Origin of the sequence: Pseudoalteromonas sp. P1-9 (assembly GCF_001399975.1) — a bacterium.
GTDB lineage: Bacteria > Pseudomonadota > Gammaproteobacteria > Enterobacterales > Alteromonadaceae > Pseudoalteromonas.
In genome coordinates, this window is sequence record NZ_LKBD01000048.1 from 1 (window position 1) to 17,484 (window position 17,484).

The 17,484-nt window shown below is 39.6% G+C and carries 20 protein-coding genes; 6 read left to right on the forward strand and 14 right to left on the reverse strand.

Translation table 11 applies throughout. From position 1 onward, the window contains the following. Positions 1 to 368: 368 nt before the first annotated feature. The 4 genes from AN214_RS23370 to AN214_RS19715 all read left to right on the forward strand — a co-directional run bounded on the left by AN214_RS23370 (position 369) and on the right by AN214_RS19715 (position 3,993). Entirely contained in the window at positions 369 to 1,337 is a 969-nt protein-coding gene (locus AN214_RS23370; protein ID WP_054981273.1) for a prepilin-type N-terminal cleavage/methylation domain-containing protein, read from the forward strand. A gap of 17 nt (positions 1,338 to 1,354) precedes the next feature. After that, a complete protein-coding gene (locus AN214_RS19705; RefSeq protein WP_054981274.1) occupies positions 1,355 to 1,777 on the forward strand; it encodes a hypothetical protein in 423 nt (140 codons plus the stop codon). 2 nt (positions 1,778 to 1,779) lie between these two features. Further along, on the forward strand, positions 1,780 to 3,486 hold the full coding sequence (locus AN214_RS19710) for a GspE/PulE family protein (protein ID WP_054981275.1): 1,707 nt from the start codon (positions 1,780 to 1,782) through the stop codon (positions 3,484 to 3,486). A 192-nt stretch (positions 3,487 to 3,678) separates the two neighbouring features. Further along, positions 3,679 to 3,993, forward strand: coding sequence for a hypothetical protein (locus tag AN214_RS19715; protein WP_054981276.1), 315 nt, complete (start codon positions 3,679 to 3,681; stop codon positions 3,991 to 3,993). A gap of 49 nt (positions 3,994 to 4,042) precedes the next feature. Here AN214_RS19715 and AN214_RS19720 read toward each other — a convergent pair whose 3' ends face one another. From AN214_RS19720 to AN214_RS19780, 13 genes are all read right to left on the reverse strand, one after another. After that, positions 4,043 to 4,708 (reverse strand): YoaK family protein, encoded by a 666-nt coding sequence (locus tag AN214_RS19720; protein WP_054981277.1) that lies wholly within the window; start codon positions 4,706 to 4,708, stop codon positions 4,043 to 4,045. 98 nt (positions 4,709 to 4,806) lie between these two features. Next, on the reverse strand, positions 4,807 to 5,193 hold the full coding sequence (locus AN214_RS19725; RefSeq protein WP_054981278.1) for a tautomerase family protein: 387 nt from the start codon (positions 5,191 to 5,193) through the stop codon (positions 4,807 to 4,809). Between the two features lie 36 nt (positions 5,194 to 5,229). Continuing rightward, the gene (locus AN214_RS19730) at positions 5,230 to 5,922 is read right to left on the reverse strand and encodes a hypothetical protein (RefSeq protein ID WP_054981279.1); all 693 of its coding nucleotides are present in this window, start codon (positions 5,920 to 5,922) and stop codon (positions 5,230 to 5,232) included. After that, complete coding sequence (locus tag AN214_RS19735) at positions 5,915 to 6,685, reverse strand: hypothetical protein (RefSeq protein ID WP_054981280.1); 771 nt, start codon at positions 6,683 to 6,685, stop codon at positions 5,915 to 5,917. Before AN214_RS19735 ends, AN214_RS19730 begins: the two co-directional genes overlap by 8 nt. After that, positions 6,675 to 7,010: a cupredoxin domain-containing protein gene (locus tag AN214_RS19740; protein ID WP_054981281.1), complete on the reverse strand. Its 336-nt coding sequence runs from the start codon at positions 7,008 to 7,010 to the stop codon at positions 6,675 to 6,677. The genes AN214_RS19735 and AN214_RS19740 overlap by 11 nt, the downstream gene beginning before the upstream one ends. Then, entirely contained in the window at positions 7,007 to 8,365 is a 1,359-nt protein-coding gene (locus tag AN214_RS19745) for a HAMP domain-containing sensor histidine kinase (protein WP_054981282.1), read from the reverse strand. Before AN214_RS19745 ends, AN214_RS19740 begins: the two co-directional genes overlap by 4 nt. Then, positions 8,352 to 9,008, reverse strand: a complete 657-nt coding sequence (locus AN214_RS19750; protein WP_054981283.1) for a response regulator — start codon at positions 9,006 to 9,008, stop codon at positions 8,352 to 8,354. Before AN214_RS19750 ends, AN214_RS19745 begins: the two co-directional genes overlap by 14 nt. A gap of 3 nt (positions 9,009 to 9,011) precedes the next feature. Next, a complete protein-coding gene (locus tag AN214_RS19755; protein WP_054981284.1) occupies positions 9,012 to 9,671 on the reverse strand; it encodes a hypothetical protein in 660 nt (219 codons plus the stop codon). A gap of 2 nt (positions 9,672 to 9,673) precedes the next feature. Further along, positions 9,674 to 10,471: an SDR family oxidoreductase gene (locus AN214_RS19760; RefSeq protein WP_054981285.1), complete on the reverse strand. Its 798-nt coding sequence runs from the start codon at positions 10,469 to 10,471 to the stop codon at positions 9,674 to 9,676. A 28-nt stretch (positions 10,472 to 10,499) separates the two neighbouring features. Beyond that, on the reverse strand, positions 10,500 to 11,168 hold the full coding sequence (locus AN214_RS19765) for a TenA family transcriptional regulator (protein WP_054981286.1): 669 nt from the start codon (positions 11,166 to 11,168) through the stop codon (positions 10,500 to 10,502). Between the two features lie 23 nt (positions 11,169 to 11,191). Then, entirely contained in the window at positions 11,192 to 12,613 is a 1,422-nt protein-coding gene (locus AN214_RS19770) for an AMP-binding protein (protein WP_054981287.1), read from the reverse strand. Beyond that, a complete protein-coding gene (locus AN214_RS19775) occupies positions 12,607 to 13,275 on the reverse strand; it encodes a thermostable hemolysin (protein ID WP_054981288.1) in 669 nt (222 codons plus the stop codon). Before AN214_RS19775 ends, AN214_RS19770 begins: the two co-directional genes overlap by 7 nt. Before the next feature lie 197 nt (positions 13,276 to 13,472). Continuing rightward, positions 13,473 to 14,996 carry a PleD family two-component system response regulator gene (locus AN214_RS19780; RefSeq protein WP_054981289.1) on the reverse strand — a complete coding sequence of 508 codons (1,524 nt, stop codon included), beginning with the start codon at positions 14,994 to 14,996 and terminating at the stop codon, positions 13,473 to 13,475. A 283-nt stretch (positions 14,997 to 15,279) separates the two neighbouring features. On the opposite strand from AN214_RS19780, the gene AN214_RS19785 reads away from it, so the two are divergent. After that, a complete protein-coding gene (locus AN214_RS19785) occupies positions 15,280 to 16,338 on the forward strand; it encodes a serine hydrolase (RefSeq protein WP_054981290.1) in 1,059 nt (352 codons plus the stop codon). A gap of 30 nt (positions 16,339 to 16,368) precedes the next feature. Here AN214_RS19785 and AN214_RS19790 read toward each other — a convergent pair whose 3' ends face one another. Continuing rightward, entirely contained in the window at positions 16,369 to 16,878 is a 510-nt protein-coding gene (locus AN214_RS19790; protein ID WP_054981291.1) for a nuclear transport factor 2 family protein, read from the reverse strand. A 215-nt stretch (positions 16,879 to 17,093) separates the two neighbouring features. Between AN214_RS19790 and AN214_RS19795 the strand changes: the two genes are divergently transcribed. After that, entirely contained in the window at positions 17,094 to 17,450 is a 357-nt protein-coding gene (locus AN214_RS19795; RefSeq protein WP_054981292.1) for a MerR family transcriptional regulator, read from the forward strand. Positions 17,451 to 17,484: the final 34 nt, after the last annotated feature.

Sequence of the window (17,484 nt, forward strand, 5' to 3'; positions counted from 1 at the left end):
GCGGCCGATACCATTGGCTTAACACTCTCATTTATTATTCCTGCCGTTTGTTACGTGTTTATCGTGTTCTACGGGGTGAAAGGACATAAAACAGACGCTTAAGCGTTCAAAAATCCAGTATTTTTAAAGGCCACATAATGTGGCCTTTTTTATCTAGATTTTGCTTAACACTAACACTGTTTAATAATAAATAAGACTCTCTAGTCTAACCGCCACCAAATTAGCACTCTTACTTTGCTGCAAATCAGAATTATGATCTATTATCGACATCTAGGTATTTTTTGACTAAAAATCAGCCACAAAGAAGAAAGTTCACTAATGTTGTCTAAACTTTAAGGAATTATTTGTTTCTACAATGGACAGTATTAATGAAATTAAACTTTTCAAATAAGCCCCTAATAAATAACTGTAGGGGCTTTACGTTAATCGAAATCATGTTGGTTGTATCGATTATCGGTATTTTAGCGATGATTGCGCTTCCTAATTACCAAGGCTATGTGAATGAATCAAAAGCCGCTTCTCTTTTATACCGAGTTCACTCAATAGGCCTTGCCTACCAAGATGTTATTGCAACAGCTCCAGGCGCATTAGCCAAACCGGATGAGCTATCCAGTGCAAAGTTTGGCGAGCCTCCGGCCTACCTACCAGGCTTAGCGAGTCAGTTCACAGAAGAGTTTAATATTGAATTTTCTGCCCAGTTGGTTAACCACTCCGGATATTTCAAATATACAGGCCATGAAGCTTTCCCCGTTTTGTTTTTAAAAGCAAATAACCAAAACGGAAAAAATGTGCTTAATGCCCTAGATCATGTCACTAAGTTACAACACTCTTTTGTAACACCAAATATAATGATTATTGCATTAGCAACTCCATTTGAAACACACCAATCAAGTGGGCAAGCATTAGCAGCCACAACGAGTCAACCACAGCCCGACCCAATAACAACACAAAAACCACAAAACTCTCCATGTAATCCAGGATTTTATCTTTGGCCACCCGAGCCTGGTCAACAATATGGAACGTGTCATTCATCACCTCCGCCAAGTAATGCGAATAACAATGGCGGACGTAGTAATAACGGCCAAAGTACCTCGTCAGGGCAATCAAGTTCAATGACTGCAAATAATGGTAATAGTGCGAGCAACTCTGGAAGCCAATCAAGTACATCGAGTAGCTCCAACAGCCAAATCAATACTGACAGTTCTAGCTCATCGAGTAATGCTAACAGTCAATCAAATACGGGCAGTCAAAGTAATGCAGGTTCTCACTTAAATTGGCCTCCGGGTTGGGTGAAACATCCTGATAAACATCAGGGTCAACTTCATGGCCATCACTAATAAATTGGAGTGTTAAAATGGATTCTACAAACAAACGTTGGAAACAGAATATTGCTGAAGCAATGAATGAAACTCAAAACAAACAACCAGTGAATAATAACACAACAATTATGTTACCAAGCTGGATAACATACGCAGTGTGCATTGTATTCGGATTTTTAGTTGCTAAAACCGCTGTTACTGGGGTACAAACACATCAAACAAACTATGACAGGGATTACCAAACCGGCAGCTCTGTTGCTTTATTAATGGTAGCTGAAGACGTAGAGCACTATAAAACAAGCTATGGCAAGCTTCCCGACGAATTACCTAGTCCTATTGCCGCAGTAATCGATGTTTCTTATGAGAAAATTGGCAAAGATCATTTTCGATTGACTATGCCCCATGGCGATTCAACGATTACATTTGATGCCAAAGACGATCAAATTTACATGGATTAACTATGGCAGAAAATAATGAAATACATAGAAGTAATCAAACGTTTCATTGGCTTCATCGTTTTTGCCTTGAGCATATAAAAAATAAAGATCTTAATATTGACGAGCTCTTTGAAAACAATTGTGCTCTCAATGCATGGGAAAGTGCAGAATCAATTCTTCAAGTCGATGCAAATAAACTAACAAGCATGGTCGCAAAGCATTTTGAGTTGGATGTTGCCGATAGTCCACAAAATATAACTGAAGAGCTGTTGCATTTTGTGCCTCTTAAAGTAGCCAAAGAATATGGTATTTTTCCGCTAAGTTTAACCGATGGTCAACTCATAGTAGCTTCACCTCACCCATTTGATTCAGACATGGAATCAATGGTTGAATTTTTAACAAGTCTTCATGTCTCGTCTCAATTGGCTCATCCTAGTGTTATTGCAAAGTGGACAGAGCTATTTTATGAAGACGATGCATTATCGCAGAATGATCTTGTTATAAAATCCAATCAAGCAAATACATCATCCTCAGTGGCAGAATCTATTTCTGCAAACTCAGCCATAGTTAAAATTGTGTCTGAGATGCTTTTGGAAGCATTTATTCTAAAAGCGAGTGACATACACATTGAGCCTTTTCAGGGAGGTGGCGTAGTTCGTTATCGCATTGATGGTATGTTGCGTGTTATTTCAGAGTTACCTTCTCAAGTATTCATTCCCATTATTCAGCGTATTAAAGCAATTTCCCATCTAAATTTGGCTAAGAAGATGGTTCCTCAAGATGGTAGTGTAAGTTTGGAATTAAAGGGCCAAGATGTTGATTTACGTGTATCCACATTACCGGTGCGAGGCGGAGAAAAAGTTGTCATTCGACTTCTAATAAAATCAGCTGTAAATCAAATAGATGAGATTGGTCTTCAAGACAAAGAGCTCAAAACGTTTAAAAACTTACTCCATAGCAGCGAGGGGATTTTTATCATAACAGGCCCTACGGGATCAGGCAAAACCAGCACACTTTACTCTGCTCTTAAAGAAATAAATGCCCCAGAAAAATGCCTTGTCACTGTTGAAGACCCTGTAGAATATGAGATTGAAGGTACTGCCCAAGTTAATATCAACCCAAGTCAAAATCTTACTTTTTCGAGTGCGCTTAGAAGTATTTTACGACAAGATCCAGATGTCATTTTAATGGGCGAGGTGCGTGATGAAGAAACAGCAGAAATAACTTTTAGAGCAGCTATAACTGGGCATTTTGTCATGACCACCTTGCATACCAGTGATGCCATCACAACTATCCCGAGGCTGATTGGATTAGGTGTCTCCCGGCCTATCCTAGCTGATTCCTTAAAAGGTGTGGCAGCGCAGAGACTTGTACGAAAACTTTGTTCTTGCTGTTGTAAAGAAAGTACCGAAGATGAATATGGCAAACGCCTTAAAAGCATTTTTCCAAAACTTAATATTATGACCCCCGTCGGTTGTGATAAATGTAACCAAACTGGCTATAAAGGCCGTATGCCTTTATTTGAAATCATCACGATGGACCAAAACTTAGCTGATGCAGTCAGAGCTGGCGAAAGTTCAAGTGCGCTCAGAGAGATGGCATCTAAAAACGGTGCTAGAAGCCTCTACCTAGTAGCTATTGAGGCTATTTCTAAGGGGCACACTTCTGCTGAAGAAATTAATAGAGTATTAGGAGAATCCTTTTGGAAAGCATGCAGTGAAAAGCCATAACTGCAAGTGCATTTTAAATCACAACAAAAAATTGACGATTTATGGGCATATTGCCTATTGAATCCACATAAAGTAATTTCATTTAGCCGCTTTTAAAGGCATATCAGATGATTTTAACGTTCTTGGGTGATTTGGTTTAAAAAATGCATACAAAACGCTGTATGCATTTAACAAATTTCAAAAGTTATCACCATGAACAAACAAGAAAGTATAGTGTATGTATTGAGCGGTTATGCAAAATGCGCAACTTCAAACAATGATAAGTACAAACTTGGTAATAAACACTCTATCGGCCTGTTAACTACCGATAAAAACTATCAAGAAAATATCAAACAGCACAAAAGCTTTATTAAGCAAAAAGGCTGGGAATCTATTATGTTTTGCATGGTGGAAGAAGTAGAGGATATTAACTCGCTATCCAATAGTGTATTGATTTCTAGCTTTAATCGCGCGCAAAAAAATGGTCAGTCTCTTGTGGTAAACGATCAAGCTATTACAGTGCACTAACGAAAAAAAATTTGTGTATTTTAACTGTAGTTAGTGATTTTAAAAATCACTAACTATTTGATGTTCTGTTTAAATATGTGCGGTACGCAACTGATAGCAATAAACATAAAGTAGCAGGTAATAGTAACGCCATAAATTGGTAGCGAGAAAAGCATAACGCGCCTAATACCCCGCCAAAGATAAAGCCGAGAATAATAAAACCGAAGAGTTTCGCTTTTCGCTTATCAAGTCTGTCTCCTCTAAAGATGGCACCTAGCATAATACCCAAATCTGTAAAAATACCCGTTACATGCGTCGTTCGAATAATAGCGCCGCTGTAGGTCGTTGCTAGCGCGTTTTGTAAGCCACACGCGGCTGACGCAAAATAGTAACCATTTTGTGAGCCACTGGTTAAAAACCATGATGAGATAAGTAATAAAATAAATTCAATAAATAGCGCAGTATCGTAGTGTCTTCCTAATTTTAATGTGGAGCCATGTAATAAAAATCCGGCGATAGAAGCCCCAAGTAAAAATGAAAGTAAGATGCCTAATAACTGAAATGCTTTTTGCAATGAACCACTAAACATTTCAGTGCCAAGCAAAGTGGCTGTGCCAGATAAATGCGATATAGATTGATGGTCAAAACCAAGCACACCCACAGCATTAACAAAGCCTGCTATTAAAGATAAAATCAGAGCGCCGAATTCTACCCATTTAGGTAATTTGGAAATCACAATATTTTATCTCCCAACAACACACTCTTTTGAAATAAATGATAACTAAAACTTTAAATAGCTCTTGTTGTTAATATCAAGATTTATCGATTTTTTGACTACACATTGACTTGGTATGTTAAATCTTTCACGTCATCACCTGTCATGCCAAGAAATCCCCAACAATGCTTTGGTTGCTCTTTGATAGTGATCTCTATATCCGTTGGTGAAATACCCAGTGCTGATTCAATATTCTGAAAAAGCGCCATTATTAAGGCTTTTTTAGTTGCAGGTGTTCTACCTTGCATCATATTGATTTCAATTACAGTGTAAGCATCTGTACGGCCATCTGGATAATAAAAATTTGATCTATCAAGGGGCACAATACGATGGGCACGCTTATTTTCTGGAAGGCCCAACACGTCAGTCATAGATGCTTGAATAACTTCAGATAACTGCGCTTTTATTGGATTTAGCAGCTCGTTAATTCCATAAATTACGACCATTTTTCTTCCTTAAAAATTTAACCATAGATTGCTTAGCTAAAACTCATACTCAATGCCAAAGCGCAGTGTGTGGTGTTTACCCGGTTGTGATACTTCAGTTACAAAGCTTGCTTCCCACTTTAATTGCTTTTGCCCATCAAAGCGGTAGGTGCCCATAAAGCCTGGGCCTATAGCGGCAAAGCGCTCGCCCACATGAAACTCAACGGAGGGTTGAAAGGCACTTAAATAACGGTAACGCACTTTGCCACGCATTGCTATTTCAAGTTCATTTTCGGCCGTATCGCCCCATTCGTACGATACAATACCATTTAGCGTGGCACTCACTTTACCAAGCTCTTTTTCAACAATCAGGCCACTAGAAAACTCATAATTGGCTTCGCTATCCTGCTTTTCAATTTCGAAAAATGCGCCCCAGTCTGAGCTGTACTCACCTTGTTCGGTGAGCATCCAGCGGGTTTCAATTTCATAGCCCGAAACAGTAAAGTTATCGTCGCTATCGCGCTCGCCTATCACATAAAACTCGATGGATTTATTCTCTGTAAACGCCTGTCCGTAACCTAAACGCTGAGCCAGTAAATTGCCTGCATCGGTGTTGCTCGACATTAATCGCCATTCTACTTCGCGTTCGTTCGCCAATACATAAGGGTGGTAAATTTTATCTACCGTCATATTGTCAGCCAAACAGCTGGCACTCACCAATAATAGTAAACAAGCAACTGATTTAGTCATTACTATCCTCACTCGAGCGAAGCGCTAAATTTGATTTAAAAAACGCAATTAACATAATTACCAAAGACATGGTATAGGCGATAACAAAGGCGAATGTGGGTGATGATTCATACCCCATAATGGCGCTTAATACGCGGCCATATTCAGATTTATCAGACAGCCAGTTTTCAAGCACAAAAGCTGTGCTGCCAGCATCGATTAAATCTACTTGAGATAATAAATCAGACACCTCAGCTAAATGCCCAGCCACAAAACTTGAAAATAGCACTGCCAATATTACACGGTAGCCTTTGGCCTTTAATTCGTTTAATACAAATAACCAAAGCACAGCAAAACTTAGCGTAATGCCAGAGCCTAAAAAGCACGCCAATAAAAACTGCTGCAGCGAGCCAACAGAATTAACACTGACGGTTAAATAGTGGAAAAATCCTGCTAGCTTTAAACTTGCAAGTGATACCACAGCAACTATCACCGCATATTTAATGATGGTGGTTTGCCCACTGATTTGTGAAAGAAATAACCCTATCGCAAAAAGCATCAATAAACTTGAGCTCACCACTTCTACCCCAGCTCCATCAAAAAACGAGCTGATGCTTGGTGCACCTTTTAATAACGCGATTACACAACACACAATGGCTAGCAATGCTAAAAAAAGCGAGCGTGGCGAATAACTTATATGGTTAAACAACACTTTAAGATAACAAAGCAAAACACATAAAGGTAAAATGTCGCGCAAAAAGATTATTACCGTATTAATCAGCATTTTTCGGCTCCTTCGCAATCACCTTACCGCGAGCGGTATCTGGGTGAAATTCACCAAAAAACTCGTATTCGCCAGGAGGCAGTGGGCCAACAAAAATCGTTGCTTTGCGCTTCGCAAAAATGACCTTTTCACGGTTCATATCAAAACTATCAAACTCTTCGTCTGAGTCATCTAAGTTAGAGATCACCAGTTTTATTTTTTTATTGGCGGGAATTTCTAGCAGCTCAGGGTAAAACACATGATCTTTAAGTGTTAAATGAAATACCTCGCGCTCAGCCAAAAGTGAAAACGAGCAAAATAACAAACATACAATTAGGCGCTTCACTGCACCTCCTTATGCTCTGTTATTGGTAGGTAAACTTTCACCGACAAACCACCTAACTCCCCGTTTTCAAGTGTCATTTTGCCATTTAGCAAATCCACAATATGATGAACAATGGCAAGCCCTAAACCCGACCCTTTTACCTTAGTTTGCTTTGATTCTTCGCGGTAAAATGGCGTCAGTAAATCTTGCATTATGGTGATATCTACCCCGCTGCCAGAATCAGCAACTTCAATGCCCATCATATTATGTGATGCAGGAATTTGACGAATTAAAATACGCTGTTTTTTGCCAGCATATTTAATGGCATTGCGTAGCAAATTATCAAACAAGATTTTCAAGGCAAATTCTTCGCCAATCACCACTGCATGTGACATTTGCAGTTCAATTTCTTGTTGCTGCGAAATAATCTCATCATAACGCGCAGCAATTAATTCTTGTATTAATGATTCAATATCAATGGGTTTCAGTGTTTCATTAAAGTTTTCTGGAGTGTAGCGCGATAGCGCAATAATTTGCTCAACCACTTGTGCTAAACGCTCAACCTGTTGTTTTAAATCGGCTAAATCATCTTGTGTAATGTCTTTTTGGTTAAGCTGATAACTTAAATTATGTGCGGTGATAGACAACACGCTGATTGGGGTACGCAGCTCATGGGCAATATTGGCGGTTAAACGTTTTTCACGATCAAACGCCAGTGCCAAACGCGCTAATAAATCATTAATTTTGTCCGTAACCGGCAAAAGCTCAGTAACCATACCTTGGCTTGCCACAGGCGTTAAATCGGTATGATCTTTTTTGCGAAGGGCATTACCGAGCGCCCGTAACGGCCTGATATTTTTACGCACCAAATAAAACACTAACAAACCAATAATGGGTACTACCATCACCACAGGTGAAATGCTCACCATCAGTAAATTTTCAGAAGCCAATTGGCGTTTGCTTAAAGGCTCTGCCACCAGCACCGAAAAAGGCGCACTTTCAAGGCGGTATAAACGCCAACGCTGGCCACCAAAACCTGCTTCAAAAAAACCGCTAGGTAGTTCATTTGCTAAATGTTGCCCAAATGCACGTGGTAAGGTTTTAAAGTCATTTTCTAGTTGCTGGCTTTGCCTAACAAGACCGTGTTGATTGGTAATTTGAAATAAACGCTGTGCGCTGTTTGTTTGTGCTTCGCTGTTATTGAGTGCCAATGCTATTTCTGCAAATTCTTGTAATTGCGAATCAAAAAGTTGCATTAACTGCTTAGAACTGCTGCGATAACTGTGCAGCGCAGCAAAAAAGGTTGCCAGTACCACGCTTGCCAAAATCAAGCTGATCAGCTGGCCTTGCATTGACTTAGCATTATTTTTTGACAAGATAGCCAACACCCCTAACGGTGGCAATAAACTGCGCAGGTAAACGTTTTCGTAAGTTACTAATGTGTACTTCAATGGTGTTGGAGCTAATTTCTTCACCCCAATCGTAGAGCTTTTCTTCCAAGCTTAATTTAGATTGAATGCGGTTGGTGTTTTCCATCAGCGCGCGCAGCACCATGTACTCTTTGCGAGATAAATCAACCGCTTGATTATCAACCAACAGCTGATTATTTTCGGTATTTAAGGTGACGTTTCGAATTTGAATTAGCGCCGCATGGTTAGTGCCAGCACGGCGTTCTAGTACGCGAATGCGCGCCATTAATTCAGCCACATCAAAAGGCTTTGCCAAGTAATCATCGGCGCCTTGGTCAAGCCCGGTTACTTTACTGTCAATATCGCTGCGCGCCGTTAAAATAAGCACAGGCACAGCGGCGTTAATGGCTTTTAGTTGAGATAGTACCAGCAGGCCATCAATATCAGGCAAGCCTAAATCGAGGATCACTAATTGATAATCCGCTCCTTGGAATGATTTAACCGCAAGCTCACCAAGTGCAACCCAGTCCACTGCGTACCCTGCATTTTGCAGCGATGTTTTAAGGCCTCTGGCAAGAGGCCCATCATCTTCAACTAATAACAATCTCATTTATTATCTTTTTGACAGCTTTTTATTCACTTTAACCAATAGCGCATTTATCTCTTGTTTGCGACCTTCATCCGCCAGTGGGCGTTCACTTCGCGCAGGGGCATTTAATGCTTTTTCGAGAAAAATCTTGGCTTTTGCGTATTCTTTCTCATCATACATAAACTCACCATAAAAGTAATTGGGATCAATACCTTCTGGGTTAATTTTAAGTGCTGTTTCCAATAATGATTGAGCTTTTTTATCACTGCCAAACCCAATCGGCCAACCCGGTACTTTATGATACAAAATACCCAAGCTAGTATAAGCTGAACCACTCAATGCTTGTTCATCAATGGTGAGTGCCTTTTCAAATGCCGCTCTCGCATTTTTAGCATGTGTTAAGGCACCTAAGCCGCCTTTCGCGCCAGCATAGCTTGATTGTACAATGCCATACCAAATCCAAGACTCTGCAGAATCTGGATAGGCTGCTTTTAAACTTTCTGTTTCTTTAATGAGCTTTTCATAAGCTTTTAACTGCGACTCTTCCTCCAACTTATAGTTGGTATTTGCCCAATTATGCTGAATGTCGAGTAGATCATTCGTGAATGGCTGGCTCGCCTGTGCCACTGAAAAGTGGCTTGCAAACGCAAATGTTGCCGCAACAAGTAAAGTAGATGTTTTCATGATTAAGCTTCCTTCAAAGATTGCGTAAAAAAGGATTTAATTTTTTTGACCTTGCGTGCTAACGCATTGTCTACCAGTTCAGGAAATGCACCGTTTAATCGCACAAACAGTTTTTCAGGCCAGCCCAAAGTTTTGCGCTTTGCCGAGCTATCTAATAATGCGATAAGCGCACTTGCCACCACTTCAGGTTCATCCATTTGATTACCAAGTAGTTTGTTCATTTGTACTACTTCATTTGAATTGATAGCGGTATTAGTCGCCCGAGGTGCAAGGTACTTAATTTGCTTATTAGAGTTTGCGTATTCACGGCCAAGCGCTTCGCTAAAGCCACGCAACGCAAATTTACTAGTGCAATACGCCACATAACCAGGGTGACCGATAGCACCAAGTGCTGAGCCAACGTTAATAATGGTCAGAGGATGTTCGCCAACTTCAATTAACGCTTCTTGGCTTAGTGCCATTGCCGCAGTGACATTTAATTTTAATAAACGCTCAATTTCATCAAGTTGGGTGTCAGTGAAAGGTTTAAACAGAGATAAGCCAGCGCAATTAATCAGTAAATCGAGTTTGCCAAGTGATTTAACAAATGCCATTAAATGTGAGCGGCTAGTGCTATCGCTTAAATCTGCCAACTGGTAAAAGTGCTCGCCCGGCAGTGCATTTTTAAGGTGATTTAATTTGGTTAAATCACGGCCACTGACAACTAAGGTGTAACCCCGAGCTGCAAGGGTTTTGGCAATTGCCTCACCAATGCCACCGCTTGCACCTGTTAGTAAACATAATTTTTTAATTTGACTCATAAAATACACTCCGAGCGGTGTTTGTTAATTAGGCGACTTGCTGCAAGCGAGCTTGATCAAGCGCGCGAAAAATATTGCCATAAAGCACATAAAAACGTTTTGCTGCATGAATGATGGCATCTTGCTGCTTTTCATCATCAATGCGGTTCATTAGCGTTTCAAAAAACTTCACATGTTCTTGGTCTAGTGATCCGTGCGAGCGTAAATAGCTAAATGCGTTATCTGGCAGCGACAATTTATCTTTAATGGTGGCTGCAGCTAAATCTGCAATTGCTACACTGGTGCCTTCCAGCACATGTACCATGCCAAAAAAAGCCACTGGTTCAATGCGGTTAATGGTGTCGTAGGCGTAAGACACCATCAGCTCTGTTTCAAACAGTGGGGTGCTATTGCGCACCGCTTCTTTATCAAAACCACATGCTGCAATGTCATTTAAAATCCATTCTTGGTGACCTAGCTCTTCTTCAATGTATTCTGCAACCGCGTCGCGTAACCATTCTTGTGAATGCGGCAGTTTGGCACCTAAATTCATCAATAGTGGTACGGTGTGTTTTACGTGATGAAATGCTTGGCCTAAAAATGCCACATAATCATCAAGGGCAATTTCACCTTCAAAACAGCGCTTGATAATTGGCGCCGATAATAAATAGTTTTTTTCAGCTGCTGTTTCGCTAATTAATTTTTCGAAAAAGGTCATACTCAATTCCTTCTAAAATTGCTTTAAGCAACAAGCGTTGAGGCTTGTCGTAAAAATGTTTGGTTAATGGCTGCACGTTTAAAACGGCCATTTTCGGTTAGCATGCCTTGCTCATAGCTAAGTGGTGCATCAAGTAAAATAAAGTGATTCAGTTTGGCGTAATCAGGTAATGCTTGGTTGATGTGTGCAAGGCTTGTTGCAATATGGTCATTGGCAACTCCTTTCAATGGCATTAAAAGTGCTACTAGTTGTGATAGACCTTCACCGATTACTACAGCTTGTGAAAAAAGCCCTGTAGCATCAAGTAACGATTCAGGCCACTCTGGTGAAATATTACGTCCTAAACTATTGATAATTAGATTTTTAGCGCGCCCATTTAAATAAAGTTTATCGCCTTTAAATTCCGCAAGATCGTCTGTTTGAACGGTGTCTTGATACCAGCTGTTTGGCTCACCTAAGTAGCCTAAAAAAGCATTTCCTTTTAGTATCAACTCGCCATTTTCAATGGTGCCCGTTACATGTGGTAATAACTTACCCACGCTACTATCGCTGTTATCTTCAAGGGTATTTAGTGCAACAACAGAACTTGCTTCTGAAAGCCCGTAACCTTGGCATACTGGTAAACCACATTCACGCGCAGCTGCAATCAGTGCTTTGTCCACTTTGCCACCGCCAACCGCGACAAATTTAAGGCTTTGTGGTGGTTGCCAACCTTGTTTGCAGGCAACAACTAACACTTTCAATAATTCAGGAACTAAATTAAGCGTATGCGCATCGCTTTGCGCTATTGTGATTAGCAATGCTTGCATATCCACCAAGCGACTGCCTGAAAAACCACGCTTACTGTCACAAATGATTTTGACCGTACCACCGCACAGCAGTGGCGCATAAATCCCAGCGATGTTCTCCAATAAGGTGCTAAATGGCAGTAAGCTAAGGTGCTGTGGTTTATCTAAGCCTATGACCTCAACCAAGCTTTTGGCAACGGTTAACTGATTATCACGGCTTAAACACACGCCTTTTGGAGTGCCCGTTGAGCCTGATGTAAAAGTAACTTTTTGCGTGCCTTCAGGTATCGCAACATCACCGTGATAACCAACTTCATTGATAAATAAACCCGTTCCTACTAATGGTTTGCTATCTGCTGTTGGCTTTTCAGAAATCACATGACTCACTTTGCAGCTGAAAATAACATGCTGCTTTTGTGCTTCACTAAAAAAGTCAGGTACGGGCACAATCAGGGTACTTGTGCTCATAGCGGCCAAATCTACCACCAGCCAATCAATTGAATTTGAGGCACACAGTGCAATGCGCTCTACCCCTTCCATTTGCAAAAAGTCACATACCATAGCGATTTTTTCAGCAAGAGTTTGATAATCATAAGAGTGATCATTGGTTATTACTGCAATGTTGCTTTGATTATGGTTTTTAAGAACATTTAACATGTGAAACGCGCCTCAAATTTGTTTGCTAAACGGCCAATTGCAGGCGATAAAAAACGATAAAGCTGTAAGTATTTGGTGCGGTTACGGATAACCTGCGAGAGCTGATCGAGCGACAATAAGTACACATGTGGGTTTGTACGGTAGTAGCTCCCCCAATTATCGCCATGATTTGGCAGACGTTTTGCCTCGGCTTTTACCAGTTTAATGAGCTTTAAACCGTAACGTTCAAGAATGCTCGCAACCTTGTGCGTTGCGCAAAAAGCCAATGCTTTTACGTTCTGATGCACTAACGCCAAGGTTGAAAGCATGAAAAGCGGTGTTGATAAATTACGACCATTACTAAATAAGCTGCCGTATTCCACGATTTGCTCACGATTGATTTCACCAATATGTGCTCTTACATAAGACTCAATTGGTGCATCTAGGTAATGTTCTAAAAACAGCGGCTCTGTCGCGCGGCGAATACCGATTGCAGCTGTTTTTCCAGCAAAACGTAATTGCAGTAGCAGTGGCATGGAAACACTAATTTCTGCTTGGTAACGATCTGCGTAGCCTTGTTCAATAAAACGTGCAATATGCGACGCTTGCACCAGTGGCGCTAACTCAAAGCGAGGTAATAACGACGCTGTAAAACTGAGGAAATTATCTTTAGGCTTTAACATAAAACTGCTCTCCATCTTGCGATAGAGTAACTTTATGAAAGAAACCTTAAATGAAACTTAAGAAATGTTTGGTTTAAAACCAGCAATTAAGATTACCTAAAGTTAACCTTTTAAAACAGACGCTTAAGTTTATCAATTAACGTGACATATTTATTAACATGTCTACATGTTAAAGGTTCACAACCTTTTCAGGCTCTTTATACAGACTTTTTTTGGGATAGACCTGAGATGCTAAATATTACATTAAGCAAACTTGTTGTTTGATCAAATTTAATTTCATAGTGATGTAACTGTGATTTGCACAATTGCTCTATGGTGTCTTTTAAAACGAAATTAAGTTCGCCATTTTGTTCAAACCAAGTGTGCTTCATGATGTCTTGCAAATGGGGAAAGCCTGTCATTTCGGCACAAATTTGGACATCAATGAAAGTGTTCTCGTTATTTATTTCAGCACTGAACTCAATGTTGCTCTCATAGCGGCTATCTAAAATAATTGACCGCATTAAAAACATAAATAAGCTAGCAAAAAGTGTCGGATTAACGTTTGCTTGCTCTTCGCCTGATAAGTGGCTGACAAAACTAATCTTTCGCTGCTTCAATTGATTACTGAATAACTCATTTGCTTTTTCAATAAGTTGAGATATAGAAAGCAATTCTTTTTCTGAATGTTGAAGTGTTTTTAAGTCTTTTAAGCTTGAAGTAAGTACTGACTTGTAAGATTCTATTTTTTCTGCACGTTGATGTATTTCATCGCTCAATTGATGGGTCAAACTGGGCTTTTTTGCCGCTGCTTTAATTTGCTCGCTTAGGCTTGAAATTTGCGCTGCTTCTGATTGTATTGACTCAAGCACATTATTTTCAAACTCTTTCGCTTCATTCACTTCTGAAGCTGCTTGCATGACTGTGTCTTTGGTATGCAGCAAGGCTTTTTTCAAATTGATAATTAAATCTGCTCTTGTGGCTAAATCCACAAGCGAGTGACGCGTATCAACAAAGTGTTTAAACCCTCGTTTACGTAACTCATTGCTTTCTATTGGGATCGGTTGTTCACTAATCAGAATAACATCGAGTTGGCCCGAGTGACACAATTTGAGGAGCGTTGATTGTAATGATGTTTGAGCCAATAATAAATCATGCTCAATCACTAATAAGTCGAGTGTTTTGTCGGTTTCAGCAGCTACCAAAGCCGCATCTATGGTTTGAAAATGTGCACTCGTATAATTTTTCAACTGAGGCAAAACCAAATCGATTAAACTGCTATTTTTAAAACATAGTCCTATCTTAGTATTAAATGTTTCTCTTATTTTTGGCTTAAAGTAATTACGATTAATCGCACTCGTTTTATGCTGAAGTGCGAGTTTTATTTTTTGCTCAAACATATTCACTGAAAATGGCTTTACAATGTATTCGCTAACCCCCATTGCAATCGCCTGCTTTACCAAGTTGTGTTCAATAATGCCTGAAACAATAATAAACGGTGTATCTGCCCCTTGAGGTGCTTGTCTCACTTGTTTTAATAACGCTAAGGTATCGTACTTATCAGGGTACCAGTCACAAATAATTAAATCGGGTGGAATTTTTTTAAAGTGGCGCCAAGCATCCTCAACTCGCTTATAAAGATGAATATTTGAGAAATTTAACTCATGTAAGATAGATAATAATACCCCATTCATCTCTGGCATTTGCTCAAGAAGGAGTATGGTTAACTCACTCTCTTTCATTTATGCGCCTTACAGTGTAACACTTGAGAACCACTAATAGATCCACCTTTTTAAGATAACGTCTTATTAAGTATAGAGTTATATCGAGAAGTTGCTGTGTAATTACAAAACTTAAAGTTACCGTATTCGACAAACATTAAATAAGGCATCATTACCCAAGCTCATCCATTAAAGGCGTGTCTAATTGTTAAAAGTTACCAACATTTTCAAACAAATTACCTAAAGTAGTTAAAAGCACGCATTGATACGATAAATGCAATTATTACAAATTGAGTAAACTAGGATGTTAACCACCAAACCGCTTTTTAAATCAATTATATTTTCTGTTTTGTCGCTTACTCTTGTTGCCTGTTCAAGCGACAAAAAAATCGAAGTTTCGAAACCAAATGATGGTCAAACTATTGCGGAATACGTTGCAAGCCAAGATTTTTCTGGTTCGGTGTTAGTCGCTAAAGATGGACAAATTTTGCTGAGCCGTGGCTACGATTACGCCGATCGCTCAAACAAAATTGAAAACAGTTTCGATACGATTTTTCGTATTGGCTCAGTCACAAAACAATTCACCGCAATGGCTATGTTAATATTAGAAGAGCGTGGACAACTAGCACTCACTGACACTATTGCCATGTACCTAAATGACTATCCAAATGGTGATAAGATTACGCTTAAAAATCTGCTCAATATGACCAGCGGCATTAAAAACTATACCGAGATGGGAAGCTTCTCATCTTACAAAAACACGTCACTAACCCCGCTTCAATTAATTGCAAAGTTTAAAGATACACCACTCGAATTCACGCCGGGTAGCAAGTTTAAATACTCCAACTCAAACTACGTGATTGCGGGTTATATTATTGAACAAGTGAGTGGTCAGTCGTATGCACAGTTTATTGAGCAAGAGATTTTTCAAAAGCTCGGCATGACTAACAGCAGTTATGGCAAAGATAAAATTGGTTTCGATAAATATGCACAAGGCTACAGCAACAATAAGCCTGTTGGCAGTATTTCAATGACGGTGCCTTATGCCGCAGGCGCATTAGTGTCAACGGTGGAAGATTTATATAAATGGCATCAAGGTGTTACCAACCGCGCACTCATTTCAGAAGAATCAACGCAAACAATGTACACAGTAGGTTTAAATGGCTATGCCCTTGGCTGGAATGTAAGTACTAACCGTCACAATGAAAAATTCTATCAACATGGTGGTGGTATTGATGGCTTTGTGAGCTATATTCTGCGCTCAGAAGACAGTGGTTACTTTGTTGCCGTGCTTGCCAATGAAGAGGAGTTCCCTTCGGGTAATTTGGCTTTCAATATTATGAGCTTGGTAGATGGTGATTAAAATGTACTCGGGCAACGCTTGTTGCCCCGATTACTTTTTGCGTAATCCTTGATTCATATTCTTACCGCCAAGAAACTGTTTTCGTGGGGTATAATTAATCCAGTCTGTTTGTTTTATTATCTTATTTTGATCGTTAAATTGGTGAACAATCACAAATAACCATGGTCCTAATACTTGTTTATTGTATTTAAATTGATTGAAGTAGCCTTGCGTAATAGCTGTGTTACCTTCAATCACTTGCTTGGTAAGTATTAATATTGGTTTATCATCCAATACTTCAAATTGCCCATTATCCCAAGCAAAAAAAGCGGCAATTTCTTTTTTATTATTGAGAGTATTACCGTAAATAATATCGTCTAATTGGGCATTATCATCATAAAAGTCCATGAAGCGTTGGAAGTCTGTGCGCTGACTATACACACGGTAGTAATCCTCTAGCACGTTTTGCAACTGATGTTGTTTATTTTCCGTCATAGTACAGCCATAAAGTGAAAGCGTACTGGTAACTATAAGCAACACCCTACAGAAAATATTTGGCATTAGATCTCCTGCCTCGTAAAAAGCTATATTCAAAAGATAGAAATTATTGTCACAACCTAGGTTTATATCACGCTTTATTTATTTTCTACAAAGTAACAATCTAGAGCGAAATGTAAGTAGCGTAAGTTTTTAAACGTCTAACCCTTTAATCCTCTATAAAATTTAATAAAATATATTCAAGTACCATGCGTATTATCTGTGATTAAAGGAATATCATGTTTATTGGAGAATTTAGCAAACGGGTTGGCACTACCACGAAAACCGTTCGTTATTATGAAGCGATAGGGTTATTACCCGAAGCAAAACGCCAAGGCAGGTATCGCGTTTATGACGAACGCTACATTGAAACTGTAAAGCAAATTCGCTTGGCACAATCCCTTGGTTTTTCACTTAATCAAATAAAACAATTATGCCAAGGCGCAAATATTAATTATGGTTTGCCAAAACACGTATTATTAACCGCGCTAAGCGAGCGTGAAGCACAGCTAAAAACACAAATCGCTAAGTGCCAACAACAACTCAACGACATAAAGAACTTTAACCTCTTACTCGAAAATTCTAACTGCGCTTAATTAACCTTTGACTTTGCCCTATAGGGCAAAGCGT